General features: G+C 63.6%; 22 protein-coding genes and 1 tRNA gene. 11 read left to right on the top strand and 12 right to left on the bottom strand.

Going from position 1 to position 25307, the window contains the following annotated elements; translation table 11 throughout:
• Nucleotides 1-210 precede the first annotated feature (210 nt).
• Entirely contained in the window at nucleotides 211-642 is a 432-nt protein-coding gene (locus tag AC07Y0_RS09950) for an OsmC family protein (protein ID WP_498676832.1), read from the top strand.
• A 242-nt stretch (nucleotides 643-884) separates the two neighbouring features.
• On the top strand, nucleotides 885-1517 hold the full coding sequence (locus AC07Y0_RS09945; protein ID WP_498676830.1) for an outer membrane protein: 633 nt from the start codon (nucleotides 885-887) through the stop codon (nucleotides 1515-1517).
• Between the two features lie 70 nt (nucleotides 1518-1587).
• Here the strand turns inward: AC07Y0_RS09945 and AC07Y0_RS09940 are convergent, their stop codons facing one another.
• From AC07Y0_RS09940 to AC07Y0_RS09925, 4 genes are all read right to left on the bottom strand, one after another.
• Complete coding sequence (locus AC07Y0_RS09940) at nucleotides 1588-1875, bottom strand: helix-turn-helix domain-containing protein (RefSeq protein ID WP_498680208.1); 288 nt, start codon at nucleotides 1873-1875, stop codon at nucleotides 1588-1590.
• Between the two features lie 34 nt (nucleotides 1876-1909).
• Nucleotides 1910-2188 (bottom strand): BrnT family toxin, encoded by a 279-nt coding sequence (locus AC07Y0_RS09935; RefSeq protein WP_498676828.1) that lies wholly within the window; start codon nucleotides 2186-2188, stop codon nucleotides 1910-1912.
• 130 nt (nucleotides 2189-2318) lie between these two features.
• A complete protein-coding gene (locus tag AC07Y0_RS09930) occupies nucleotides 2319-3173 on the bottom strand; it encodes a hypothetical protein (protein ID WP_498676826.1) in 855 nt (284 codons plus the stop codon).
• Between the two features lie 134 nt (nucleotides 3174-3307).
• Nucleotides 3308-7099, bottom strand: a complete 3792-nt coding sequence (locus AC07Y0_RS09925; protein WP_498676824.1) for a vitamin B12-dependent ribonucleotide reductase — start codon at nucleotides 7097-7099, stop codon at nucleotides 3308-3310.
• Between the two features lie 728 nt (nucleotides 7100-7827).
• Here AC07Y0_RS09925 and AC07Y0_RS09920 point away from each other — a divergent pair.
• Nucleotides 7828-8226, top strand: a complete 399-nt coding sequence (locus tag AC07Y0_RS09920) for a hypothetical protein (protein WP_498676822.1) — start codon at nucleotides 7828-7830, stop codon at nucleotides 8224-8226.
• A 23-nt stretch (nucleotides 8227-8249) separates the two neighbouring features.
• Entirely contained in the window at nucleotides 8250-10700 is a 2451-nt protein-coding gene (locus tag AC07Y0_RS09915; RefSeq protein WP_498676820.1) for a M10 family metallopeptidase C-terminal domain-containing protein, read from the top strand.
• Between the two features lie 96 nt (nucleotides 10701-10796).
• Here the strand turns inward: AC07Y0_RS09915 and gpt are convergent, their stop codons facing one another.
• The 3 genes from gpt to AC07Y0_RS09900 all read right to left on the bottom strand — a co-directional run bounded on the left by gpt (nucleotide 10797) and on the right by AC07Y0_RS09900 (nucleotide 13257).
• A complete protein-coding gene (gene gpt, locus AC07Y0_RS09910; RefSeq protein WP_498676818.1) occupies nucleotides 10797-11294 on the bottom strand; it encodes a xanthine phosphoribosyltransferase in 498 nt (165 codons plus the stop codon).
• Between the two features lie 218 nt (nucleotides 11295-11512).
• On the bottom strand, nucleotides 11513-12355 hold the full coding sequence (locus AC07Y0_RS09905; protein WP_498676817.1) for a universal stress protein: 843 nt from the start codon (nucleotides 12353-12355) through the stop codon (nucleotides 11513-11515).
• A gap of 113 nt (nucleotides 12356-12468) precedes the next feature.
• On the bottom strand, nucleotides 12469-13257 hold the full coding sequence (locus tag AC07Y0_RS09900; protein WP_498676815.1) for a competence/damage-inducible protein A: 789 nt from the start codon (nucleotides 13255-13257) through the stop codon (nucleotides 12469-12471).
• 234 nt (nucleotides 13258-13491) lie between these two features.
• On the opposite strand from AC07Y0_RS09900, the gene wrbA reads away from it, so the two are divergent.
• The 3 genes from wrbA (at nucleotide 13492) to AC07Y0_RS09885 (ending at nucleotide 14644) form a co-directional block, all read left to right on the top strand.
• Nucleotides 13492-14088 (top strand): NAD(P)H:quinone oxidoreductase type IV, encoded by a 597-nt coding sequence (gene wrbA, locus AC07Y0_RS09895; protein WP_498676814.1) that lies wholly within the window; start codon nucleotides 13492-13494, stop codon nucleotides 14086-14088.
• 158 nt (nucleotides 14089-14246) lie between these two features.
• Nucleotides 14247-14498 carry a PilZ domain-containing protein gene (locus AC07Y0_RS09890; protein WP_498676811.1) on the top strand — a complete coding sequence of 84 codons (252 nt, stop codon included), beginning with the start codon at nucleotides 14247-14249 and terminating at the stop codon, nucleotides 14496-14498.
• Nucleotides 14499-14559: 61 nt separating this feature from the next.
• A tRNA-Leu gene (locus tag AC07Y0_RS09885) sits at nucleotides 14560-14644 on the top strand.
• 13 nt (nucleotides 14645-14657) lie between these two features.
• On the opposite strand, the gene AC07Y0_RS09880 is transcribed toward AC07Y0_RS09885, so the two are convergent.
• The 3 genes from AC07Y0_RS09880 to AC07Y0_RS09870 form a co-directional block, all read right to left on the bottom strand.
• The gene (locus AC07Y0_RS09880; RefSeq protein ID WP_498676808.1) at nucleotides 14658-14918 is read right to left on the bottom strand and encodes a hypothetical protein; all 261 of its coding nucleotides are present in this window, start codon (nucleotides 14916-14918) and stop codon (nucleotides 14658-14660) included.
• Nucleotides 14919-15171: 253 nt separating this feature from the next.
• Nucleotides 15172-15747: a hypothetical protein gene (locus AC07Y0_RS09875; RefSeq protein ID WP_498676806.1), complete on the bottom strand. Its 576-nt coding sequence runs from the start codon at nucleotides 15745-15747 to the stop codon at nucleotides 15172-15174.
• Nucleotides 15748-15847: 100 nt separating this feature from the next.
• Nucleotides 15848-17302 carry a TrkH family potassium uptake protein gene (locus tag AC07Y0_RS09870; RefSeq protein ID WP_498676804.1) on the bottom strand — a complete coding sequence of 485 codons (1455 nt, stop codon included), beginning with the start codon at nucleotides 17300-17302 and terminating at the stop codon, nucleotides 15848-15850.
• Between the two features lie 98 nt (nucleotides 17303-17400).
• On the opposite strand from AC07Y0_RS09870, the gene ilvA reads away from it, so the two are divergent.
• Nucleotides 17401-18651: a threonine ammonia-lyase gene (ilvA, locus tag AC07Y0_RS09865; RefSeq protein WP_498676802.1), complete on the top strand. Its 1251-nt coding sequence runs from the start codon at nucleotides 17401-17403 to the stop codon at nucleotides 18649-18651.
• Here the strand turns inward: ilvA and AC07Y0_RS09860 are convergent.
• Nucleotides 18644-19636, bottom strand: coding sequence for a glycerophosphodiester phosphodiesterase family protein (locus AC07Y0_RS09860; RefSeq protein WP_498676800.1), 993 nt, complete (start codon nucleotides 19634-19636; stop codon nucleotides 18644-18646). The two genes, ilvA and AC07Y0_RS09860, sit on opposite strands and share 8 nt — an antisense overlap.
• 106 nt (nucleotides 19637-19742) lie before the next feature.
• On the opposite strand from AC07Y0_RS09860, the gene AC07Y0_RS09855 reads away from it, so the two are divergent.
• Together AC07Y0_RS09855 and amt are read left to right on the top strand one after the other, a co-directional pair.
• A complete protein-coding gene (locus tag AC07Y0_RS09855) occupies nucleotides 19743-20066 on the top strand; it encodes an HlyU family transcriptional regulator (protein ID WP_498676799.1) in 324 nt (107 codons plus the stop codon).
• Between the two features lie 254 nt (nucleotides 20067-20320).
• Complete coding sequence (amt, locus tag AC07Y0_RS09850) at nucleotides 20321-23413, top strand: ammonium transporter (RefSeq protein ID WP_498680207.1); 3093 nt, start codon at nucleotides 20321-20323, stop codon at nucleotides 23411-23413.
• Between the two features lie 137 nt (nucleotides 23414-23550).
• Here amt and AC07Y0_RS09845 read toward each other — a convergent pair whose 3' ends face one another.
• A complete protein-coding gene (locus AC07Y0_RS09845; protein WP_498676797.1) occupies nucleotides 23551-24168 on the bottom strand; it encodes an FMN-dependent NADH-azoreductase in 618 nt (205 codons plus the stop codon).
• A 144-nt stretch (nucleotides 24169-24312) separates the two neighbouring features.
• On the opposite strand from AC07Y0_RS09845, the gene AC07Y0_RS09840 reads away from it, so the two are divergent.
• Nucleotides 24313-25293, top strand: a complete 981-nt coding sequence (locus AC07Y0_RS09840; RefSeq protein WP_498676796.1) for a LysR family transcriptional regulator — start codon at nucleotides 24313-24315, stop codon at nucleotides 25291-25293.
• The last annotated feature ends 14 nt before the right edge of the window (nucleotides 25294-25307 follow it).

The following is a 25307-nucleotide window of genomic DNA, read 5'->3' as shown; positions in this document are numbered from 1 at the left end:
GGAATGCCTCGCCAGGGCGCACGACGGAAGCCCTCACCCTGAGGCGGGAGCGGAAGCGACCCTCGAAGGGCGGGGGCGGATGGGGGCTGTCGGCTCCGCCGCGAGGCCGGGGCTGACGCCCGCGCAGCAGGGGGCAGGGAACAGATCGGCGCCGGCGGTGTTTCTCCATGGCGACAGGCAGTCTGCGCATATCGACAAGGAGAACAGCCAATGGCCATTCAGAAACATGGTTCCGCCCACTGGAGCGGCGGATTGAAGGACGGGCGCGGCAGCGTTTCGACTGAAAGCGGCGCGTTGAAGCAGCAGCCCTACGGCTTCAAGACCCGGTTCGAGGGCGTCGCCGGCACCAATCCCGAAGAATTGATCGGCGCGGCCCACGCCGCCTGCTTCACCATGGCGCTGTCGAAGATGCTGGAGGAGGCGGGGTCGCCGGCCGAAAGCCTGGAAACGCTCGCCAAGGTGTCGCTCGACAAGGTCGGCGAAGGCTTTGAGATCACCGCGATCGCGCTCTCGCTCGAAGGCCGTGTGCCGGGCATGGACGAGGCGAAGTTCAAGCAGATCGCCGAGCAGGCCAAGGTCGGCTGCCCGGTCTCGAAGGCGCTGAAGGCGGTGCCGATCACCCTTTCGGCGTCCTTCGCCTGACCCTTAGGCCTAACCGATCGCTTGCCGCCGGCGCAGCGCTTTGGGGGTTCTGCTTGAGAACGCCAGAACGCGCCGCGTCGGTTAAGGAAGTGTTTATTGATTCATGAAACTTAAAGGGAGCCTGCCGGTCGCGCGGGATCGCCGGGGGCATGGTCCGGCGGGAGGGACCGCGCCGCGGCAGGCTTGTGTACCTGAGTATTCGCCCGCTCCCTTCGGATGTGGGCTCTGTATGGAGTAAACCTATGACCAAGACCGTGAAGTCCTTCGCGCTGGTGCTGACGGCGGCATTTGCAACCACCCCTGTCTGCGCCGCCGATCTGACCTATGACGAACCTGCCCCCGCCTATGAGGAACCGGCCGCGACATCCTCCGGCTTCACCGGCGCCTATGCCGGTATCCATGCCGGCATGTCGTCCGAGCGCATCAACCCGTTTTCCGGCGACAAGGAATTCATGGGCGGCATCCAGGGCGGCTACAATACCGAGGTCAAGGGCGTGATCGTCGGCGGCGAACTCGAATATTCGCATCTCGGCGACACGGAAGTCGACGTGCCCGGCGGCAATCTGAAGGAGCGCCACCGCGTGGCCGCCAAGGCCAAGGCCGGTGCGGCCCTCGGCGAAACGCTGCTCTACGGTACCGCCGGCATGGCCATGACCAGCCTGCGCGACGGCAAGAATGTCGGTGGCCCCGACGGCTGGAAGCCCGGCTACCTGCTCGGGGTCGGCGTCGAGCAGAACCTCAACGCTAACCTCTCCGCCAAGGTCGAATACAACTATGTCCGCACCAACGACGTGCGCAGCTTCGACGGCGTCACGACCTCGCAGACCGACGTCAGCGACCACGTGATCAAGGGCGGCGTAAACTACAAGTTCTAGTCTCTTTCAGAGGCCTGGGTGAGCAAAGGGCGCCGGGTGACCGGCGCCTTTTCTGGTTTGTGGGGGGCGTTCAGGCGGCGCCTTTGGCCAGCGCCTTTGCGGCGCCGTCCGGGTCCACGGCGATCACCTTCAGATAGGCGCGGGCAGGGGCATCGGGCTCCGAACGGCCCTGTTCCCAGTCGCGCAGCGTGCCGAGCGGGATCTGATAGCGCGCGCAAAACGCTTCCTGGGTCAGACGCAAGGCCCGGCGGATGACCTTGACCTGGGGCATACGCGGCGCGGCGCGGAGCTGATCCGTCGTAAGCGGCGGGTTGTCGGGGTCGCTGAGCGCGTTGGCGTCCGCTTCCGCGTCGCTCATGGCGTCGAGGCGGGACCAGTCCGACGGCGTGGTTTTACCATCTGGCATTGTTATACTCCCTGCGTTCCGCGCGGGTCGCCCGCCTGGCCGAGATCAGCCGGATCGTCTCGCCACGCTCGGTGTAGGCGACGGTCAGATGCCGTCCGTGGCCGATGCCGACAACACGGCGCCTGACTTCCCCGTAGTCCATCGATCGGTCCTCGATGTCGAGGGCGAACGGGTCATCGAACACGGCCGCGGCATCTGCGAAGCTGACACCGTGCTTCGCAAGATTGGCCATCGCCTTGTCGTCGTCCCACTCGAAATCTAGCATGGGTAGGTACGGGTTTCCAGTATTTTGGTGTTTTCTGCTGTATCGCGTGTTTGGGCTTTCGGATCAAATTAGAAATTCTCTGCGGTTCAGCATACTCTACGACAACAGCAGTCTGGTGATCGCCGGACTATCAGTTGTGCAGTGCCGCGCTATCTCGTTCATTTTTCAGCCGGTTTATCTCCGAGATAGAATTTCTGCTGCTTTTCAGTCCCAACGAGGCCAGCTTGATCTGTCCCGCCGGGGAAAGCCGATCCTCCATTGATATTAGCGTTTCCAAGCCTTCCAAAATGGAGGAAAAGCGGTCCTCCGGGATTGGCCATTTGGCGGAAGGTGCGAGCTGTTTCATCGCTTCTGCAATGTGCGTTAGAATTTGACTCACTTGAAATAGAGCTCTCTCATGTTCGAATTCCCTAAGGTTTGGAAAACTGAAGAGATTCATCCCGCCATCGGTTTGAATGTGGCAAGAAACGTTGCTCAGCCGTGATATTGACGACTTGTGAAGGGCGCGAAGCATCTCATCGAACATCCGATCTTGCTTCTCTCTGTAATAGTCTTCCGCCTGCCTTTTGAGATTCTCAGTTTGCTCGCCGATGAAATTTGCCTGTCGCTGAGCCTGTACCGCTTGGTTTCGGGCCTGTTCTGCTTGCTCCTTCATGACCTCTCTGCTGTCGGCCAGTTCCTGGCGGGTCATGGCCAGTTCCTCCCGTTGGGCACGAAGCTCTTGCGCCTGGATCAGCACTGCGGCGACCAGCCACAAAAAAGCTACGGGCGCAAAGGCCCCAGATAGGAAATCGCCGAGTTCATTCGGGGTGCGGCAAGATAATATTCTCGACAGGAAACTTCCATCGTTGCTGGAGCAAGAAGATGTATTTGGCAATAAAACTGCAAATAGGAATAATAGATATAAAACCGTTACTACGGTCGCAGCGGCAAGCCAACTAAGACGCCATTTCTCATTCTTGAATTGAGGATCTTTCGTTTTCATATTTTTGTGCCCAACTATCTATGGAAGTTATAGTTTAAGAACGGAAAACCCGCGGTAAACTCAATCACCGCGGGTTCAACTTATGTACGTTTATATGCTGGAAAAGTGGCTGTGCGGCTTATTCCTGAGCTCCTTCAAGAGCACCCGCTCGTCGCACCGCACGTGTCGCACTTCTCGCACGTACCATTCCGCACCATGGTGAAGTTCTGGCACTCGGAGCACATGTTGCCGGTATAGCCTTGCGCGATCGAGCGCATGCGGCGGTCGGCTTCCTTTTTCTTGGCGTCGGCCTTGGCGGCCGCGGCATCCGCCGCGGCCTTGTCGGAGAAGAGCGCCGTGGCTTCCTCGGTGCCGGATTCGGCGATCTCTTCCGCGGCGCGTTCCTCGTAGTCGCGCTTGAAGGCGACGATTTCCGAGGTCGAGATGGCTGTGGTCACCTCCAGCTTGCGGGCGGCCGAGCCGGCAAAGGCGGTGACGCTGCCGCCGGACGAGGCCTTGGTCGGCGCGCCGGCGGCGGCTCCCTTCGGTTCGCCGAGCGTGCGGTCGAGGCCGCCGCCGGCCACCAGCGTCGGCTTGTAGCCGCGCGTCCAGCCGGTCGAGATCAGGTTGGTCTTGCCTTCGGAAATCCCCTTGCCGAGCGCGGTGTTGGAGAAGTCCGAGGTGTCGACATGCGCCAGATCGTGGCGGCCGAGATAGGAGACGGCGAGTTCGCGGAACACGTAGTCGAGGATCGACGTGGCGTTCTTGATCGCGTCATTGCCCTGCACCATGCCGGCCGGCTCGAACTTGGTGAAGGTGAAGGCCTCCACATATTCCTCGAGCGGCACGCCGTATTGCAGGCCGAGCGAAATCGCGATGGCGAAATTGTTCATCATCGCGCGGAAGGCGGCCCCTTCCTTGTGCATGTCGATGAAGATCTCGCCGATGCGGCCGTCGCCGAATTCGCCGGTGCGCAGATAGACCTTGTGGCCGCCGACGGTGGCCTTCTGGGTATAGCCCTGGCGGCGGTTCGGCAGCTTTTCGCGCTCGCGCACCACCCGTTCGATGACGCGCTCGACGATCTTCTCGGTGACGGTGACCGCCTGGGCGGCGGTCGGCTGCTGGATCAGGTCGTCCAGCGCATCCTCGTCCTCCTCGTCCTCGATCAGCGAGGCGTTGAGCGGCTGGGAGAGCTTGGAGCCGTCGCGATAGAGCGCGTTGGCCTTGATCGCCAGCTTCCACGACAGCATGTAGGCCGCGCCGCAATCCTCGACGGTCGCCTCGTTCGGCATGTTGATGGTCTTGGAGATCGCGCCCGAGATGAACGGCTGGGCGGCCGCCATCATGCGGATGTGGCTTTCGACCGACAGATAGCGCTTGCCGATCTTGCCGCACGGATTGGCGCAGTCGAACACCGGCAGGTGCTCGGCCTTGAGGAAGGGCGCGCCTTCGAGCGTCATCGCGCCGCAGACGTGGATATTGGCAGCCTCGATGTCCTTCTTCGAGAAGCCGATATGCTCGAGCAGGTTGAAGCTCATGTCGGCGAGCTGCTCGTCAGCCACCTTGAGGGTGTCCTTCAGGAAGTCGGCGCCGAGCGTCCACTGGTTGAAGACGAACTTGATGTCGAAGGCGGCCTTGGTCGCGCCGTTGATCGCCTCGATCTTGTCGGCGGTGAAGCCCTTGGCGGCGAGCGTCCCGGGGTTGACGCCCGGTGCCTGGTTGATGTTGCCGTGGCCGACGGCATAGGCCTCGATCTCGGCGATCTGGCTCTCGGTATAGCCGAGCGTGCGCAGCGCTTCCGGCACCGCACCGTTGATGATCTTGAAGTAACCGCCGCCGGCGAGCTTCTTGAACTTGACCAGCGCGAAGTCGGGCTCGATGCCGGTGGTGTCGCAGTCCATGACGAGGCCGATCGTGCCGGTGGGCGCGATGACCGAGACCTGGGCGTTGCGATAGCCGTGCTTTTCGCCGAGTTCCAGCGCCTTGTCCCAGGCGGCCGTCGCATGGGCGACCAGCGCCGGGTCGGTGCATTCCGAATGGACGAGCGGAACCGGGTTGACCGACAGGCCTTCATAGCCGTCCGACAGGCCATGGGCGGCGCGGCGGTGGTTGCGGATGACGCGCAGCATGTTGTCGCGGTTCGGCTGATAGCCCGGGAAGGGGCCGAGCTCCGAGGCGATTTCGGCAGACGTCGCATAGGACACGCCGGTCATGATGGCGGTCAGCGCGCCGCACAACGCACGGCCTTCCGCCGAATCATAGGGAATGCCCGACGACATCAGGAAGCCGCCGATATTGGCATAGCCGAGGCCGAGCGTGCGGTATTCGTAGGAGAGTTCGGCGATCTGGCGCGACGGGAACTGCGCCATCATGACCGAGATTTCCAGAACGACGGTCCACAGGCGAACGGCATGCTCGTAATCGGCGATGTCGATCTTCTTGGTCCCGGCGTCCTTGAACTGCAGGAGGTTCAGCGAGGCGAGATTGCAGGCCGTGTCATCGAGGAACATGTATTCCGAGCACGGGTTGGACGCGCGGATCGGGCCGGCGGCCGGGCAGGTGTGCCAGTCGTTCATCGTCGTGTTGAAGTGCAGGCCCGGATCGGCAGACGCCCAGGCGGCATAGGAGATCTTCTCCCACAGGTCGCGGGCCTTCAGCGTCTTCATCACGCGGCCGTCCTTGCGGGCGGTCAGGTTCCAGTCGCCGTCATTCTCCACGGCACGCAGGAAGTCGTCCTTCAGCGAGACGGAATTGTTGGAGTTCTGGCCGGAGACGGTGAGATAGGCTTCCGAATCCCAGTCGGTGTCGTAGGTCTTGAACTCCATGTCCTTGTAGCCCTGCTGGGCGAACTGGATGACGCGCTTGACGTAGCTTTCCGGAACCTGGTCCTTCTTGGCGGCGCGGATTTCGCGCTTCAGGGCCGGGTTCTGGTTCGGGTCGAAGCAGGCGTCGTTCTCGGCCGAGCAGTTGACGCAGGCCTTCATGATGGCCTTCAAGTGCCGGGCGACGATCTTCGAGCCGGTGACGAGGGCCGCCACCTTCTGCTCTTCCTTGACCTTCCAGTTGATGTATTCCTCGATGTCCGGATGGTCGATGTCGACGACGACCATCTTGGCGGCGCGGCGCGTCGTGCCGCCCGACTTGATCGCCCCGGCGGCGCGGTCGCCGATCTTGAGGAAGCTCATCAGGCCGGACGAGCGGCCGCCGCCCGAGAGCTTTTCGCCTTCGCCGCGCAGATAGGAGAAGTTGGAGCCGGTGCCGGAGCCGTACTTGAACAGGCGCGCTTCGCGGACCCACAGGTCCATGATGCCGCCTTCGTTGACGAGGTCGTCGCCGACCGACTGGATGAAGCAGGCATGCGGCTGCGGATGCTCATAGGCCGACTTCGACTTGACGAGCTTGGCCGTGAACGGGTCGATGTAGAAATGGCCCTGGCCGGGGCCGTCGATGCCATAGGCCCAGTGCAGGCCGGTGTTGAACCACTGCGGCGAATTCGGGGCGACGCGCTGGGTGGCGAGCATGTAGGCGAGTTCGTCGCGGAAGGCGAGGGCGTCTTCTTCCGAGGTGAAATACTTGCCCTTCCAGCCCCAGTAGGCCCAGGTGCCGGCCAGACGGTCGAAGACCTGGCGGGCATCGGTTTCCGAGCCGTAGCGCTCGTTTTCCGGCAGCGCCTTCAGCGCTTCGGCGTCGGGGACGGAACGCCACAGGAAGGAGGGGACGTCATTCTCCTCGACGCGCTTGAGGATCTTCGGCACGCCGGCCTTGCGGAAATACTTCTGTGCCAGAACGTCGGTGGCGACCTGGGAGAACTGCGTCGGCACGTCGATGTCGGCCAGCCGGAAGACGATCGAGCCGTCGGGGTTCTTGATTTCGCTCAACGCCTTACGGAATTCGATCTCGGCATAGGGCGATTGGCCCGGCTTGGTGAAACGTCTTTCAATGCGCATCTTCGTCCCTCGATATTTAAGCGCCGCCGACGGCGCAAGAAGTCCCGTCCGGCTGCTCGGTTGAACGCGCGCAGCCAGTTTTTTCATCCGTCAGTCAGGTGAATCATCCGGAGATGGACACTCTGTATCTTGTGGTGATTTTGGCTGCAAACGCTAAATATAGTATTAACAGATTATTGCCGCCAGTCCCCGCATCATGTTTTCGGCGGTTGAAATCGCGCAGAAAGCCCAATCGGGTTTAAGGCCTCATGGCCCGGACCCGCGCTTACGCCTCGCGATTTACTGGAACGAACCGACCTCGTTATGTCCGGTTCAGTCGCCGCCGCAACATAAGAATGCATTAACTTTGAAAGGCCTGATTCCGTCAAGGGGTGGGTTATGACGAAATTATTAATACAAGATATTGTGGTTACCGGCTGTGGAAAACGGGGAAAGGAGCCATGTCGATGGAATCGCTTGGATTTTCCGCGAACCGCTGCCGGCGGCGGGATTTGGCAGATGCCGTTCGCGTACGGCATTAACCTTCACGAAAGGATTTCAGCCACAGTTTTGTGTCCGTCCAGCTTCGCGTGGGCAGATGGACTAGGGCCAAACATGGTCTCGCCGGGCGTGCATCCGGCATTGCCAAATGGAGATGATCCTATTAATTCCAGCACACGCCCAACGCGCACTTGCGCTGTGTAGAGCCCGGTTACTCGATGAAATATTTTACCTGGATGGTACCTTTCATGATGGCGATTGTCGGGACGGGCAGTGCTTCCGCCGCAGGCGTCCCTGTCCTCTACTGCGACGCGCCCGCGACGGCCAAGAATGCCGATGTCTACAAGGCGGCCTGCGCCGAGGTGGCCAGGGAGGTGCGGCTGAAATTTCCGCAACTGATGGTGCGCGAGGGCGCTGCCGCGGATAAGCCCGTCGGCAATGTCATCAGACTCGATATCCTCAAGGTCGACAAGCACGCGATCGCCGGGCGCCTTGCCTGGAGCGGCAAGAAGAATTCGGCCGGCGGCTACGTGCTCGGGCCCGTCATCACCACGACAATCTCCGATGCGGAATTGAACAAGCGGTCGCTGCGCGAATTCGCGCGCGGTCTTGTCATGGCATCGAAAATCCAGTTCCCGAAATCCTGATCCAGGCGAGGAGATTTGCCGCAATGGGCATCAACGACAGTTCTTCCGTGCTTGCGGCGACGTCCGCCGCCACGAATGCCAGCTTTACCGAGACCACCGACGCCGCAGCCGGCACCGGCACGGGCTATACCATGGCGGTGGGCGATAGCTTCACCGGCGCCTTGTCGCCGGTGGGCGATCAGGACTGGGTGCGGGTTCAGCTGACGGCGGGCCAGACCTATACGTTCGCGGTCACCGGTTCGGGTGGCAGCCCTGTTGCCGACACGGTTCTTCAACTGCGCAATTCTGGCGGAACGGTACTTGCGTCGAATGACGACGCCGGTGGTACGCTATATTCCTCGATCACCTTCACCGCGAGCGCCAGCGGCTCCTATTATCTCAATGTCGCCAGCTACAACAACGCGGGCTTAGGTGGCTACACCCTGACCACTGCCGTCGCGCCGCCGCCGACCGTCTACACCAACGACCAGATCGCCGACCAATTGACGGATGGTTATTGGTCGTCGAACGGCGCCAGCCGCCGTGCCTTCGACATCGATGCCGGCCAGGCCCTGACCGTCAATATTACGGCGCTCACCGGGGCCGGCCAACAAATGGCGATCTGGGCGTTCAATGCCTGGACCGCAGCGACCGGCATCCGCTTCACACTCACATCCGGCACGGCGCAGATCTCTTTCGACGACAGCGATACAGGCGCCTATTCGACCTCGACGACCACGGGCAGCACGATCGTCTCGTCCTTCGTCAACATTTCGACCGACTGGCTCGCCAGCTACGGTACGACGCGCAACAGCTATTCGCTGCAGACCTATATTCATGAGATCGGCCATGCCCTGGGCCTTGGCCATGCCGGCAACTACAATGGTGCAGCGACCTACGGCGTCGACAACCATTATGCCAATGATTCGTGGCAGGCCTCGATCATGTCCTATTTCTCGCAGGAGGAAAACACCTACGTCGAAGCGAGCTATGCCTTCATCGTCACGCCGATGGTCGCCGACATTCTGGCCATGCGCGAACTTTATGGTATCACCGCGATCAACGCGGGTAACAACACCTACAACTTCCAGTCGGATTTCGGCGGTCACGTGGCCCGCACGATCGTCGATACCGGCGGCATCGACACGCTCAATTTCAGCTGGGTGACCGCCGACCAGAGGATCGATCTCAATCCCGAAGCCTATTCCAATACGGGAGGGCTGATCGGAAACCTCGGTATCGCCCGCGGGACGATCATCGAGAACGCGACCGGCGGATCCGGAAACGACATTCTCTATGGCAACAGTGCAGCCAACGTTCTCAGCGGCGGCGCCGGCAACGACTTTCTGTTCGGCCGGGGCGGCAACGACACGCTGAACGGTGGCATCGGCAACGACATCTACGCGCTGACGAACGAGAACGACACGGTCATCGACGCCGCCGGCACGGATACCATCACCTCGACGATCAGCCGCACCCTGGCTGCCTATGCGGCGATCGAGCGCCTCACGCTGACGGGCTCCGCCGATATCAACGGTACGGGCAACAGCCTTGCCAATCTCATTACCGGCAATTCCGGCAATAACGTGCTCGACGGCGGCACTGGAGCCGATACGCTTGTCGGCGGGGAGGGCAACGACACCTATGTGTTGGGCGCACAGAACGACACGGTGAGCGATAGCAGCGGGACGGATACGATCACCTCGACGATCACGCGTTCGCTCGCCGGCTATTCGATGATCGAGCGGCTGACGCTGGCCGGCACCGGCAACATCAATGGCACGGGCAACGGCCTTGCCAATATCCTCACCGGCAATTCCGGCAATAACGTGCTCGACGGCGGCACCGGAGCCGATACGCTTGTCGGCGGGGCGGGCAACGACACTTATGTGCTGGGCGCAGAGAACGACACGGTGAGCGATAGCGGCGGGATCGACAGGATCACCTCGACGATCACCCGCTCGCTTGGCGGCTATTCGACGATCGAGAACCTGACGCTGCTCGGCACCGGCAATATCAACGGCGCGGGCAATGCGTTGGCCAATGTTCTCATCGGCAATGCCGGCAACAACGTCCTGGACGGCGGAGCGGCGAATGACAGCTTGAGCAGTGGCAATGGGGCCGACCGTCTGCTCGGTGGACTTGGCAATGACACGCTCACGGGTGGGGCAGGCGCCGACGTCTTCGTCTTCAATACAGCCCTCAACGCCTCCACCAATGTCGACCGCATTACCGACTTCTCGGTCGCCGACGACGTGATCTGGCTGGAGAACGGCGTGTTCACTGCGCTCGGTGCGGCCGGCGCGCTCGCATCGACGGCGTTTCTTCGCAACACCACCGGGCTCGCGGCGGATGCGGGCGACCGGCTGATCTACGAGAGCGATACGGGTGAGCTCTACTATGACAGCAACGGCAGCGCGGCCGGCGGCAGCACGCTGATCGCCGTGCTCAATCCCAACCTGCTGCTGACCCATCTGGACTTCAGCGTCATCTGAGGCCGGCCCCGGAGCCGAAACTCAACGAAAAGGGGCGCGAAATCATCGCGCCCCTTTTCGTTTCATGCCGTGCGACGCCTGTGTGGCCGCTGCCGCTCAGCCGCGATGGTTCTTGGCGATCGGTTCCTGGTAGGTGAAGCCCATGTCCCAGGGGAAATAGATCCAGGTATCCTGGCTGACTTCGGTGACGAAGGTGTCGACCGTTGGCACGCCCTTCGGCTTGGCGTAGACGCAGGCGAAATGGGCCTTCGGCATCATGGCCCGGACCTCGGTCGCCGTCTTGCCGGTATCGGTCAGGTCGTCGATGACCAGCACGCCCTGGCCACCCTCCGTGGTCAGTTCGGCGGAAATGCCCTTCAAGAGGTTCATCTCGCCCTGGCTGGTATAGTCGTGATAGGAGGCGATGCAGACCGTTTCGATCAGACGGATGTTCAACTCGCGCGAAATGATCGCCGCCGGCACCAGGCCGCCGCGGGTGATGCAGACGATGGCGCGGAAATCCTGTTTGAGGCCGGCCAGCCGCCAGGCCAGCGCCCGGGCATCGCGGTGGAACTGATCCCAGGAAACGGGAAAGGCTTTATCGGGCAGGGACATCGGTCTTGGGCTCCGCGCAGGCGTGTTTTATCAGATGCCGGCTTTCCCCGGCGGCTTCGGGACCGGCCGGTTGCGGGAATTGCGACAGCGCCGGGCCTGTGCCCGAAACGCTGATCGCGCGGACGATGCCGCGCGAAACGTGCCCGCAAGGGCCTTGGTCCTTGCCCGCTGCTATTAGCGGTAATCGAAGGGGCAAGGCAAGGGCTTGCCCCATCGCGTCAGCGCGAAAGCAGCGTCAGCGCCGTCATCGATTCGAGCACCGTGCGGGTGACGCCGCCGAACAGCACTTCCCACCAGCGCTTGTGGCTGTAGGCGCCCATGACCAGAAGGTCGATCGAGCTGTCGGACAGACGGTTCGCGATCGCCGCAGACGCCGGCAGATGGTCCGCTTCCTGGCACACGACGGTGATCTTGACGCCATGGCGCGCCAGCGTCGCGGCAATTTCGGCGCCGGCCATGGCGGCCGACTGGGTGCGGGTTTCCGGCGGATCGACGGAAAAGACCTCGACGGATTCGGCAGCCTTGAGGAAGGGCAGGGCGTCGAAGGTGGCGCGGGCCGCCTCGCGCGAGCCGTTCCAGGCGATGAGCACGCGCTTGATCGGCTTCGGCTCCTTCAGGATGTAGGGAACCAGCATGACCGGGCGGCCGCTCTCGAACAGGAAGTTCTCGAGGTCGGCACGGCTCTCCGACAGAATGGTGTTCTCTCCCTGCGCGGCGATCACCAGGTCGCAATTGCGGGCGCTGTCGATCAGCGAGGAGGCGTTGAAGCCGGCGGACGAGACGAAGCTGCGCCACTCATAGGAGGTGCCGTTGCGTTCGGCCCGTTCGCGAAAGATCTTCTCGACGTCGAGCGTCTCGGCATGGGCCATGTCCTGCAGTGCCTGGACGGTCGCCGGATCGGGGATCTCCATCGGCGCAACCAGCGGAACGGTGGCCAGCGCCTCGGCATGCAGGCCTATGACGTGCGACTGGAACTGCTCGGCGAGCGAAATGGAGAAATCTGTGATTTGCTGCGCGTTCCTGGGCGTGTCCAGGACGGCAAGAATGGTTTTGTAGCCCATATTGATCTCCCTCGAGCGGTGATGGTCGCATCCCGCATGATCGATTAATGGCGCCAATCCTTGGGGCCTTCCTTGACTTCGGTCAATAGCGGCCGTGGCTTCGCGCGAACTTCTCAGGCAAGTTCGCCGGTGCCGAGATCCTTGGCGCGTTCGCCTTCGCGCTCTGCCGTCAGCGCGTCGATCATGGCCTCGACGGCGCGCGCCGCCGCTTCGAGCGCCGCACCACCGCGCGCCCGCACCACCAGTTCGGTGGAGAAGCGCTGGCCGTCGAAATGCGGATAGGAACCGATCGAGGTCTGAGGATGCGCCTTCTGCACCGCGCCGAGCAGGGTGCCGATGTCGCCTTCGCCGAACGGGCAGGCGATCGAGCGCGACAGGACTTTGGCGCCGGCCGGTAGCGTGGCGACGACCGAATCGAGCATGGCCTGGAAGACCTGCGGCACGCCGGCCATCACATGGACATTGCCGATGATGAAGCCGGGTGCCACCGAGACCGGATTGGGGATGTGGCGGCTGCCCTCGGGCATGCGCGCCATGCGCTGGCGGGCCTCGGTGAATTCCATGTTGCGCCGCTCGTACATCTCGCCCAGCAGCCGCATGGCCTCGGCATCGTGCCGGCAGGGCACGCCTAAGGCCTTCGACACGGCATCCGCGGTGATGTCGTCGTGGGTCGGCCCGATGCCGCCGGAGGTGAAGACGTAAGTGTAGCGGGCGCGCAGCGCATTGAGGGCGGTGACGATCTCGTCCTCCTCGTCGCCGACGATCCGCACCTCCTTGAGGTCGATCCCGGCCAGCGTCAGAACCTCGGCGAGGTGGCCGATATTCTTGTCCTTGGTCCGGCCGGACAGGAGTTCGTCGCCGATGGCGAGCATGGCGGCGGTCTTGATGGTCGTGTCAGTCATGGGCGTGTCCCGATCGGTTGGCCAAGCAGTTCTATCGGCTCGGCTTGGCTTGGCAAGAGCGCTGAGCCGCGGGTGGAGCGGTTCGGAAAATATGACAGGGCGGAACGATTTCCCGCACGGAAGAGTGAACAGTGCGTCACCGCGGCGATGGCTGGTCCGCGACCCGCAGTAGGCTACATATCCTTCATCGGATTCAACGCGGGCGCGTAGCGTCCATCCACAAGGAGATACGAAATGGCTAAGGTACTGGTTCTCTACTATTCCGCTTACGGCCACATCGAAACCATGGCCTATGCCGCTGCCGAAGGCGCGAAGTCGGCCGGCGCGGACGTCACCGTCAAGCGCGTGCCGGAACTGGTTCCCGAAAGCGTCGCCAAGGCCTCCTATTTCAAGATGGACCAGAAGGCCGAGATCGCCACCCCGGCTGAACTCGACCAGTATGACGCGATCATCGTCGGCGCCGGCACCCGCTTCGGCACGGTCGCCTCGCAGATGCGCAATTTCTGGGACCAGACCGGCGGCCTGTGGGCGCAGGGCAAGCTGGTCGGCAAGGTCGGCTCGATCTTCACCTCGTCGGCCACCCAGCACGGCGGCCAGGAATCGACCATCCTCGGCTTCATCCCCACCCTGATGCACCACGGCATGGTCGTCGTCGGCCTGCCTTACGCCTTTGCGGGCCAGTCTGGCGTCGAAGCGGTCAAGGGCGGCTCGCCCTACGGCGCCTCGACTATCACCGACGGCGACGGCTCGCGTCAGCCTTCCGAGGTCGAGCTGGAAGCCGCCCGCTACCAGGGCGCCCATGTCGCCAAGATCGCGGCCAAGCTCGCCTGAGCATGACAGGAGACAATCGTCCCCTTGCGGGGTGATCGAGGGGCGGGGGGAAACCTCCGCCCCTCGATTTTGAGAGGAGCAGATATAGCTGTCACAACCGGGGAAAAAATTAGCGAATGATGGTCTAGCGTCGGGCGAACCGGAAAGGACGCAATGCCATGGACGAAAGGCGCACTGCAACGAGGCTTCGCGCGCTGAAGGCGGCCCGGATCGTGCTGCCGGGCGGCTATTCCACCTTCGACTGCATGGTCCGCAATCTCTCGTCCGTGGGCGCCAAGCTGGTGCTCGAACAGACCTTCGGCGTGCCCGACGCCTTCCAGCTGAACTTCGAGGACGGCAGCGTGCGACAGTGCACCGTCAAATGGCGCAATCCCAAGGAACTGGGCGTCGCCTTTACCGCCGAAGCCTGATCCGCTTGACCCAATTCCCGCCCTTGACCTTCACGCCCAAGTCGGTGAAACAGGTTGCCGCGCGGGCGTGGCGAAACTGGTAGACGCAAGAGACTTAAAATCTCTCGGCCTCGGCTGTGCGGGTTCGATCCCCGCCGCCCGCACCACCGTCCTTTACGGTTACAGAGTGGGAACGGGATAGCGTCTGCGGGCGACGAGCTTGAGGCTGCCGTCCGGCTGGACGATGTAGCGCTCTTCCCATTCCTTGCCGAACTGGTCCTGCAGACGGTGCAGCACCGTGCTGCCGACGGGCGATTTGGTCAGCCGGGTGGATGGCCCCGCGCCATAGGTGATGCTGCCGGGGATGGGCTGGACTTCGCCCGAGACGGCGGTGCAGCCGGCCAGAGCGAGCGAGAGGGAAAGGGCGGCAAGACGTCTCATGGGATTTCTCCTTCGGTTTCGGCTAAAACGGTCCCCTCACGAACTTGTTCCGGCGCTCTCCCCCGTGCGTCATACTCATCGTCCGGTCAGGGGTCGAAATCTTCGGCTCGCGTGCAGAACGTCCGAGGCGGCGTGAGCGTCGCAGGCCATTCCGTGAGCGGAAATCTCCGACCAAGGCAAGTGCGCGGTCGAGAGACGGCCGTGGGACAAGGCGACCACGCGTCTCCATCAGCGTTCACGATGCGGACAGGCTCTAATTCCCCACCACCGTGAACTTCTGCTCGAACGCGGTGAAGTGGCTGCTGACATTATCGTTGACCGTGTACTTCAACACATAGTCGCCGGGTTCGGCGCCGGTGATGTCGAGCGTCAGGTGGGTGAAGATCTCCTGGTTGCGCTCCAGGCCGGTGAAGGTGAACTCGCCGAACTTCTTCTGGCTGGCGAGGACCTTGCCGTCGGCTTCGGAAATCTCGAAATCGACGCTGAAACTGGATCTTTGCAGGCCGTCGTCCATCGGCTTCCAGCTGAGCCCGATCAGTTCGACATAGGTGATCAGCATCTCGCCGGGCTTGAACACCGCATCCGGCTTGGCCGCATAGGCGCCGTAGGCCTTCGGCTTTTCGGAGACGAACAGCGCCTTGCCGACGCTGAACGGCAGCGTCATGGAAAAGGCGCCGAAGGCGTCGCGGATCGTGTCGTAGGCGCCGACGGCATCGCCGGCGGCGGCCTTGCTTTCCGCCTCGCGGGCCGCATCGAGAAGCGGACCGGCCCTGGCCACGGTTGCGGCGGATACGGCCGCCAATGCGGCGGCGAGAAGTGCTGCGGTCATCCGTCTGCCCATGATTGCGGCCCGTCCCTGCATCGCGTCCCCCTTTTCAGCCAATATGAGCACACTCTGAAAAATTGGGGAGAGTCGTCAAGCGGTCTCGTCAGGTCCGCCAGAAAATCGGCATCAGCAGCACGAGCACGGAGAGGACTTCGAGGCGGCCGAGCAGCATCATCAGCGACAGGAGATAGAGTTCGGGATCGTTGAAGCTGGCGAAGTTGCCGACGGGACCGATCAGTGCGCTGACGCCCGGGCCGACATTGGACAGCGCCGTGATGACCGCCGAGGTCGAGGTGGCGAAGTCATAGCCGAGCGCGGACATGGCCATGCTGCCCATGACCCAAAGGAAGACATAGGCGCTGAAGAACAGGAAGACCGTGCGCTGGGTCTCGGCATCGACCGTCTGCTTGCCGTAGCGCACCGAATAGACGGCGTTCGGATAGATCAGCTTCTTCAGGCCGGTGGTGATGACGTTGAACAGGATGACGAAGCGATAGGCCTTGATGCCGCCGGCGGTCGAACCGGAGCAGCCGCCCATGAAGGTGGCGAAGAAGGCCGCCATCACCACGAACGGCCCCCAGAGCAGATAGTCCTGGCTGGCAAAGCCGGTGGTCGACAGGATCGAGGCGAAGTTGAAGAACGAATGGGTGAGCGCATCGAGGAGATCGGCGCCGTTCTTCAGGTGGTTGTAGAGCGCGGTTGCGATGGCGAAGGCCGACACATAGCCGAGGAAGACGACGATCTGCGGGTCACGCAGGGCATCGAGCCGGCCGCGGACGGCAAAAACGATCAGGATCGAGAACGGCAGGCTGCAGAGTGTCATGAAGAGGGTCGAGATCCACAGGATCGCATCGCTCTGGAAAAAGCCGAAGGAGGCGTCGTGGGTCGAGAATCCAGCCGTCGCCACAGTCGAGAAGGCATGGTTGATCGCGTCGAAATGGCTCATGCCGGCGAAGTCATAGGCCATGGCGCACAGAAGCGTGATGCCGACATAGATCGCCATGAAGGCACGGGTGAAGGTGGCGAGCCGGGCGAACGGCTTGTCGTTGGTGTCGGACGATTCCATCTTGAAGAAGGACATGCCGCCGACGCGCAGGAAGGGCAGGACGAAGAGGCCGAGGGCCACGATGCCGATGCCGCCGAGCCAGGCGAGCAGCGAGCGCCACATCAGGAGGCCGGGGGGCATGGTGTCGAGGCCGGAGATGACCGAAGAACCGGTGGTGGTGATGCCGGACATCGATTCGAACAGGGCCTGGGCGAAGCTGAGTTCCGGGCCGGAAAACATGAAGGGCACGGCGCCGACCACGGCGAAGACCGCCCACAGCACGTTGACCAGCAGGAAGCCGAGCCGCTTGCTGAAGGTGGGTGGCGGCCCGCGCGTCGCCATGGCCGCCATCAGCGACAGCCCGCCGACCATGAAGGCGCAGGTGGCGAAGACCCGCCAGTCGGAGTGACCGTAGTAGAGGTCGACCATGGCCGGGACGAGCATTGCCGTCGAAAGATAAAGACCGCAGAGGGCGGCGATATAGACGACCGAACGGAGGAGGCTGGCGTTCAAGAAAATGTCCCGGTTTGTTTGCCGCGCAAAGAAGCTTTGTCTCCGTCACGTCTCTATGCCATAGCGGGAGCGAGATCAAAATTCAACGGATGGACGACGTGACGAAGATGGACGTAGAGGCCGCGGTCGAAGCCCTGCGGGAGCTTTTCCCCGCGACCCCGCTGCAGCTCAACGAACATCTGAGCGCCCGCTACGGTGCACAGGTCTATCTCAAGCGCGAGGATCTGACGCCGGTCCGTTCCTACAAGATCCGCGGCGCGTTCAATTTCCTGCGCAAGATCGTCGCCGACGGGACGGACAAGAAGACCTTCGTCTGCGCCTCGGCCGGTAACCATGCCCAGGGCTTTGCCTTCGCCTGCCGCCATTTCGGTGTGCAGGGCGTGGTCTTCATGCCGGTGACGACGCCGCAGCAGAAGATCGACAAGACCCGCACCTTCGGCGGTGAATTCATCACCATCCGCCTGTTCGGCGACATTTTCGACCAGTGCTATGCGGCGGCCCGCGAGCATGTCGAGGCGATCGGCGGCTTCATGGTGCCGCCCTTCGACCATGCGGACATCATCGAGGGACAGGCGACCGTCGCGGCCGAGATCGTCGAGCAGTTGCCGGAGGGCGTGACGCCGGACCTGGTCGTGGTCCCGGTCGGCGGCGGCGGGCTGTCCGCCGGCCTCACCGCCTATCTCGCCGACCGGCTGCCGCCGGACGCCTTCCTGTTTGCCGAACCGGCCGGGGCGCCGAGCCTGAAGAAGAGCCTCGAGGCAGGCCAGATCGTCACCCTGCCGAAGGTCGACAATTTCGTCGACGGCGCCGCCGTCGCCCGCATCGGCGATCTCAATTTCGCCGCGCTGAAGCATTTCTCCCCCGAGCAGGTGATGATCATCGCCGAAAACGCCGTCTGCGTGACGATCACCGAGATGCTGAACGTCGAGGGCGTGGTGCTGGAGCCGGCGGGGGCGCTGTCGATCGCGGCGCTCGACCAGCTGGGCCGCGAAGAGCTCGAGGGCAAGACGGTCGTCGCCGTGGTCAGCGGCGGCAATTTCGACTTCGAGCGGCTGCCGGACGTCAAGGAGCGCGCCATGCGCCATGCCGGGCTGAAGAAGTATTTCATCCTGCGCCTGCCGCAGCGCCCGGGTGCGCTCCGCGACTTCCTCAACCTGCTCGGCCCCGACGACGACATCGCCCGCTTCGAATACCTGAAGAAGTCGGCGCGCAATTTCGGCTCGATCCTGATCGGCATCGAGACGCGGGACCGCAAGAGCTTTGCCGACCTCTTCGGCCGCTTCGAGACCGCCGGCCTCGGCTACGAGGACATCACCGAAAACGAGATCCTCGCCAACCTGATCATCTGATCGGGCCGGCGCCTGAAACGCCCGCCCATTCGCGGGCGTTTTCGATCCGGTTGGTCCACACCAGGCCGGGGAAGTTCTTCGGCACGTCCTTCCACGCTTCCAGGCTGTCGATCCCGGCCGAACCCGGGTCGCCCGTGCCGTAGGGGCCGAGCAGGATGACGTCGGTGCCGGCCGCCTGCATGCGCTCGACGAAACGCACCGGCCAGCCCCACAGCAGCGGCGCATAGTTTACCGGCACCGGCAGAAGCCGGTTGCGGCAGCTCGCCGGCACATGGCCCGACCAGCCGGTGGCGAGATAGGACAGCTGGCACTCCTTGGCCGACGTCCGGGTATAGCCGCGAAGGGCGGGCAGGGCGGCCAGCGTCTCCTCCGTCGGGCGGCCCCCGCCATAGACCCCGAAGACGGTGGCAAGCGCCTTCGGATCGCGGGAAAGCCGGGCAGCGAGTTCCGTGCCTTCCTCGGCGCGCTCGCTCTTGAAGTTGACGAGGAAGCGCTTGTCCGGGAAGGCCTCGAACACCTGGTCGAGTTCCGGCATCAGGCCGATGCCCTGGCCGCGGAAAGGAAAGGTCTGGCCGCCGTCGGCGGTGTAGCCGTAGCCGATGTCGGCCTTGGCGAGATCGGCAAAGGGCGTGTTTTCGGTCACCCCGGCAAGGTCGGTGCGGCAGTCGAGGGTCCAGTCGTGGAACACGGCGAACTTGCCGTCCGGCGTCAGGTGCACGTCGAGTTCGACGACCGCGGCGCCGGCCGAAAAGGCGGCCTGCATCGAGGCCAGCGTATTTTCGAGATAGGGATGCGACGGCGGCCCGATTCGGGTCGCGGTGCAGGTCTCGTTGTCGAGCCCCGCGCGGTCGTAGACCTGATGCTGGCCGCGATGGGCGATCACCCGCGGCCCGCTTCCCTCCGGAAACCGGCTGAACAGGCTGGTGTTCATCAACCAGACGATGCCGGCGAAGGCGACCAGGGCAACGAGGATGCGGCGGATCATGACATTTTCCTTTTCGCCGGGGAGGGTGAGGGGCGATTGGGTCATTTCCGCGACCGAACGGCGGCAGGGGCTTCTGTCGTCGGCGCTCCTGTGCTAGGCAGGCGCCATGTCCATCTTGTCCAGTCTCTTCTCGTTCTTTTCCGGCGGCGCCAAGCCGCAGAAGGCTTCGACCGGCCCGACCGCCGAGCCGCAGGTCCACCAGGACTGCGTGATCCATGCCAGCCCGATCCGCGAAGGCAGCCAGTTGAGGCTCGCCGGCCGCATCGAGAAGCAGGTGAACGGCGAGACGCTGGAGCGCATCTTCATTCGCGCCGACGTCTTCACCTCGGAACAAGATGCGCTGGAATGCACCTTTCGCAAGGCGCGCCAGATCATCGACCAGAACGGCGCCGCATTGTTCTCCGACGGCGCCAAGTCGCGCAACGTCTGACCGCGTCCGAGGGGCTGCCGCAAGCCTCTTCCCCCATACCCGACATGCTGAAAAGTCCGTTAAAGCGATCACCGATTGTTAAGTGATTTTGGCTTCTATGGTGCATTGCATAATTTCGGGATTTTATTGTGTATTGTCATTTGAGGCGTCTTCGACCGTTTGGGTTTCGATGGCCGCGGCCTCTTGTGGGCGCGGCAGCCTGCCTGCCTCTTTCGGGCGGTGCGCAGGCCGAGCAAACCGCCGCCTTGGCCACCGTGCACAGCGTCGATCTCGTCTGGGTCATGACCGCCGCGGCCCTGGTGATGATGATGCAGGTGGGGTTCCTGCTGCTCGAAGCCGGCATGGTGCGCTCGAAGAATTCGATCAATGTCGCCCAGAAGAACCTGCTCGATTTCGTCTTCGGCGTCGTCGCCTTTGCCGCGGTCGGCTTCATGATCGCTTTCGGCGCCTCGTCCTGGCTGCCGATTGGCATTGACGGCGACTATTTCCTGCTGCGCTCCCTCGACGATTGGGAGGCGGGTTTCTTCGTCTTCCAGGTGATGTTCTGCGGCACGGCCGCGACGATCGTCTCCGGGGCGGTGGCCGAGCGCATGAAGCTCGTCGCCTATGTCATCGGCTCGCTCGTGCTGTCGGCGCTGATCTATCCGACCTTCGTCCATTGGGCCTGGGGGGCGGCGCTGGCGCCCAATGCCGGCGCCTTCCTCGGCAATCTCGGCTTCGTCGATTTCGCCGGCTCGACGGTGGTGCATTCGACCGGCGGCTGGATCTCGCTCGCCGCCTGCATCGTCATCGGACCGCGCCTCGGGCGCTATGACGAAAACGGGCGTCCGGTGCGGATCGCCGGCCACAGCCCGGTGCTGTCGACCACCGGTGCGCTGCTGCTGTTCTTCGGCTGGATCGGCTTCAACGGCGGCTCCACCCTGCATGCCACGGCCGATGTCGCACCGATCATCCTGAATACGGTGCTCGCCGGCGGCATGGGCACCTGCGTCGGTTATATGCTCGGCCATATCCTGGACGGCGTCGTCCTGCCGGAAAAGTCGCTGTCGGGCATGCTCGGCGGGCTGGTTGCGGTGACGGCCGGTTGCCACATTCTCGAACCCGGCGGGGCGCTGCTGATCGGCGCCATCGGCGGGCTTGTGGCGATTGCCGGAAACGAACTGCTGGAACGACGCCTCAAGATCGACGATGCGGTCGGTGCCATCGGCGTGCATGCCTTTGCCGGTGTCGCCGGCACGCTGCTGCTGGCGCTTTTGGCCCCCGTCGAGCGGCTGCCGGCCGGCTCGCGCTTCGACCAGTTCTATATCCAGGTGTTCGGCGCCGGACTGAATTTCTACTGGTCCTTCGGGCTCGGCTACCTGTTCTTCTTCGCGCTCGACCGGATCATGCGGATCCGCGTGCCGGCCGAGGTCGAGGAGATCGGCCTCAACGTTTCGGAACACGGCAGCCGGCTCGGCGTCGGCCATGTCGAACAGGCGCTGGCCGACCTGGTCGGCGGCACCGCCGATCTCCACCATCGCCTGCCGGTGGTGGTAGGCGACGAGGCGGAAAAGCTGACCGGGCTGTTCAACCGGCTGATGGACAACATCGTCGCCGAGGAGAAGGCGCGCGAGGAGATGCGCTCGCTGAAGCGCGACCATGAGGAAGCCGAACGCGTGACCGCGCTCGCCGATGCGACTTTCGAGGCGATCGTCATCCATGACGGCGGGATCATCGTCGACGGCAACCAGCAGCTCGGCGAACTGGTCGGCGTGCCGCTGGCGAACCTGATCGGACGCTCCATCTACGATTTCCTGCCGGAGCCGGACATGGCGGTGCTGAACCAGGCGGCGACGGGCGGCGTCGACCTCAATCGGGAAATCACCCTGAAGCGTGCCGACGGTGAACTCGTGCCGACCGAGGCGCGCGGCCGCGAGATCGTCTATCGCGGCAAGTCGATGCGGATCGGCTGCCTGGTCGACCTGCGCGAGCGCAAGCTGGCGGAATGCCATATCCGCTATCTGGCGCTGCATGATCCGCTGACCGGCCTGCCGAACCGGGCGCTGTTCAACGAGAAGCTGGCGGAGAGCGTGCTGACGGCGCCGATGGGCAAGGGCTGCGCGGTCGTCATGGTCGACCTCGATCATTTCAAGGACATCAACGACGTTCACGGCCATCCGGCGGGCGACGCGGTGATCCGCGAGACGGCCGATCGCCTGCAGACGATCCTTGGCCGCCACGACGTCGCGGCCCGGCTCGGCGGCGACGAATTCGCGCTCATCCTGTCGAGCGTCAACTTTCACACCCAGGTGGAGGATGTCTGCCGTCGGCTGGTTGAGGCTTTCCGGGCACCCTTCGAGATCGACCGCGGCGAGCGGGTCAAATGCGGGGTGAGCATCGGCGCGGCGGTGTGTCCGGAACATGCCGATAGCGCCGAGGAACTGGTTGGACGGGCCGACATTGCCCTCTATCACGCGAAGAATTCCGGGCGGAATACCTTCATGCTGTTCAAGGCCGGGATGAACGAGCTGATCGAGAAGCGGCGCGCGCTGGAAATCGACATGGATGCGGCGCTGGCGCGCAACGAATACGAACTGTTCCTGCAGCCACGCGTCACCGTGCAGACCGCCCGGATCGGTTCCTACGAGGCGCTGATCCGCTGGCACCATCCCGAGCGCGGACTGGTCAATCCCGGCGATTTCATCCCTGTGGCCGAGGTGTCCGGCCGGATCATCGCGCTCGGCGAATGGGTCATTCTCGAGGCCTGCCGGATCCTCTCGGAAACGTCGGTCGAGCGGCTGTCGATCAATGTCAGCCCGCTACAGTTCCGCCACGGTGACTTCCAGCGCCGGCTGGGCGAGATCGTCCGCGCCGCCGGCGTCGATCCGAGCCGGCTGGAGCTGGAGATCACCGAGAACGTGCTGATCGACGACGACCGCCGCGCCCTGCAACTGCTGACCGAACTCAAGCGCGACGGTTTTTCGATCGCGCTCGACGACTTCGGCACCGGCTATTCCTCGCTCAGCTACTTGAGCCGCTACCCCTTCGACGCGATCAAGATCGACCGTAGCTTCGTCAGCAATCTCGGCGAGGACGAAAGTGCGGCGGCGATCGTGCATGCCATCATCGACCTCGGCACGCGGCTCGGCATGCGGGTCGTGGCGGAGGGTGTGGAGACCACCGAACAGGCGCTGTTCCTGGCGCGCTCGGGCTGCGACGAGCTGCAGGGCTATCTGCTCGGTAAGCCGATGGCGCTTGGCGAGATCGCCGAGACGGTGCCGGCTTCGATCGCCGTGGCACTGGGCAGGGAAACCGGAAGCAAGAAGGTCACGCCGGCGTCTCGTGGCGTGGAAAGGGGCGGCGGTTGACCTCGCGGAAAGCCGAAGCCCCATCCGGTCCGTGTGCGGCGGCAGGCTGAGCATGGGTGGCGGAGGCCAACGCGTTCTGCAAATCCCAATGTCCGCCGCCACCGGATTGTCGGGTGGCGGCCGGCAGGGCCTGGCGCTCAGGCGGCGCGGGCCAGTTCGCGCGCCTTTTCTTCCGCCGCGGAGATCGCCTTTTCGGCGGCTTCCGGGCCGTAGGCGACGCCTTCGATGCGGATCGTCTCGACGTCCGAGATGCCGAGGAAGGCCAGAACAGACCGCAGATAGGGTTCGGCGAAGTCCAGCGTCGTGCCCGGGCCGGACGAGTAGATGCCGCCCGAGGCGATCACCAGATAGGCCTTCTTGCCGGTGGCAAGACCGACCGGACCGTTCTCGCTGTAACGGAAGGTGCGCCCGGCGCGGGCCACGTGGTCGACCCAGGATTTGACGATCGACGAAATGCCGAAATTGATGAAGCCGGTCGAGATGATGATCGTTTCGGCGGCGAGCAGTTCGTCGACGGCGGCATCGGAGACGGCGATGGCTTCGGCCTGGGCCGGCGTGCGCTCTTCCGGCTGCAGGCGGATGGCCGAGGAGAAGTCGGCGCCGATATGGGGCAGGGGTTTGCGGGCGAGGTCGCGTTCGACGACGGCGGCGCCGCCGGCCTTGGCGGACAGGTCGTCGGCGAGCTGGCGGGCGATCTTGTTGGAGAGCGAATCGTCGCCGCGCGTGCTGCCGGTTACGAGAAGAATGGAGGACATGGAGGTCACCTCTGGGTGTGGAATGGGCTGTCCGCCTGCGACCCTGGGAGCCGGCCTCAGGCGGTGCCTCACAGATAATCCCCGTTTCCCATCGATTGAACTGTGATAATATGGATCGAGTTCATCGATAAAGTGGATGGAAACATGCTTCCCAACCCGACCCTCGACCAGTTGCAGGTCTTCGTCGCCGTCGCCGAGACAGGCAGTTTTTCTGCCGCTGCCCGTCAGCTCAACCGCGCCCAGTCGGTGATCAGCTACACGATCGGCAATCTCGAGGCGCAGCTGCAACTGAGCCTTCTGGAGCGCAGCGGCTCGCGCCAGCCGGTTCTCACCGATGCCGGGCGGGCGATCCTCGAAGATGCGCGCCGGATGATCTCGGACCTCAACAGCCTGCGCGCGCGCAGCAAGGCGCTGACGCAAGGACTGGAGGGCGAAGTGAAGCTTGCCGTCAGCACGATGGTTCCCGACCGGCTTCTGGTGGAAGTATTGCGCCATTTCCAGGAGCGTTTCGAGACTGTGCGGTTGCGGCTGACGGTCGGCAGCCCCTTTCTCATCAGCCGCCTGCTCGACCAGGGTGCGATCGACGTGGGGATCGGCGGTTCGATGGAGATATCGGCCGATGCCGTCACCAGCGAGCGGATCGGCGTGTCCTTCCTGACGCCGGTCGCGGCCGCCGGCCATCGTCTGGCAAAACTCGGGCGGCGGCTGTCCGTTGCGGATGTGCGCGAGGAAATCCAGATCGTCGTCTCCGATGCGAACGCGCCGAACGACGGCAAGGATTTCAACGTCTTTTCGCGCCGCACCTGGCGGGTGAGCGACATGGCCACGAAGAAACAGTTGATCGCCGGTGGGCTCGGCTGGGGCGGCGTCCCCCTGGCGATGCTGCGCGACGCGCTTGCCAGCGGTGAGGTCGTCCAGCTCGACGTCGATGCCTATGAGACGGTGGACTATCCGATTTTTGCCGCATGGCCGGCAGCAAGCCCTCCGGGACCCGCGGGCAAATGGCTGGTCGAGCGGTTCGGAGAGGCGCTCGCGCGCTGTCCGGCTTCGGTGTCGGACGCCATGCGGATGCTCCACGCCACGCCGCACGGGCCGGAGCACAGCCGCCTGAACAAAGCGGGCTGAAGCGGGGCGCGTCG

It is taken from the genome of Allorhizobium sp. GW101-3B10 (genome assembly GCF_059424725.1).
The sequence above is the reverse complement of the archived record's forward strand: the minus strand, read 5'-3'. Positions and strand labels throughout refer to the sequence as shown.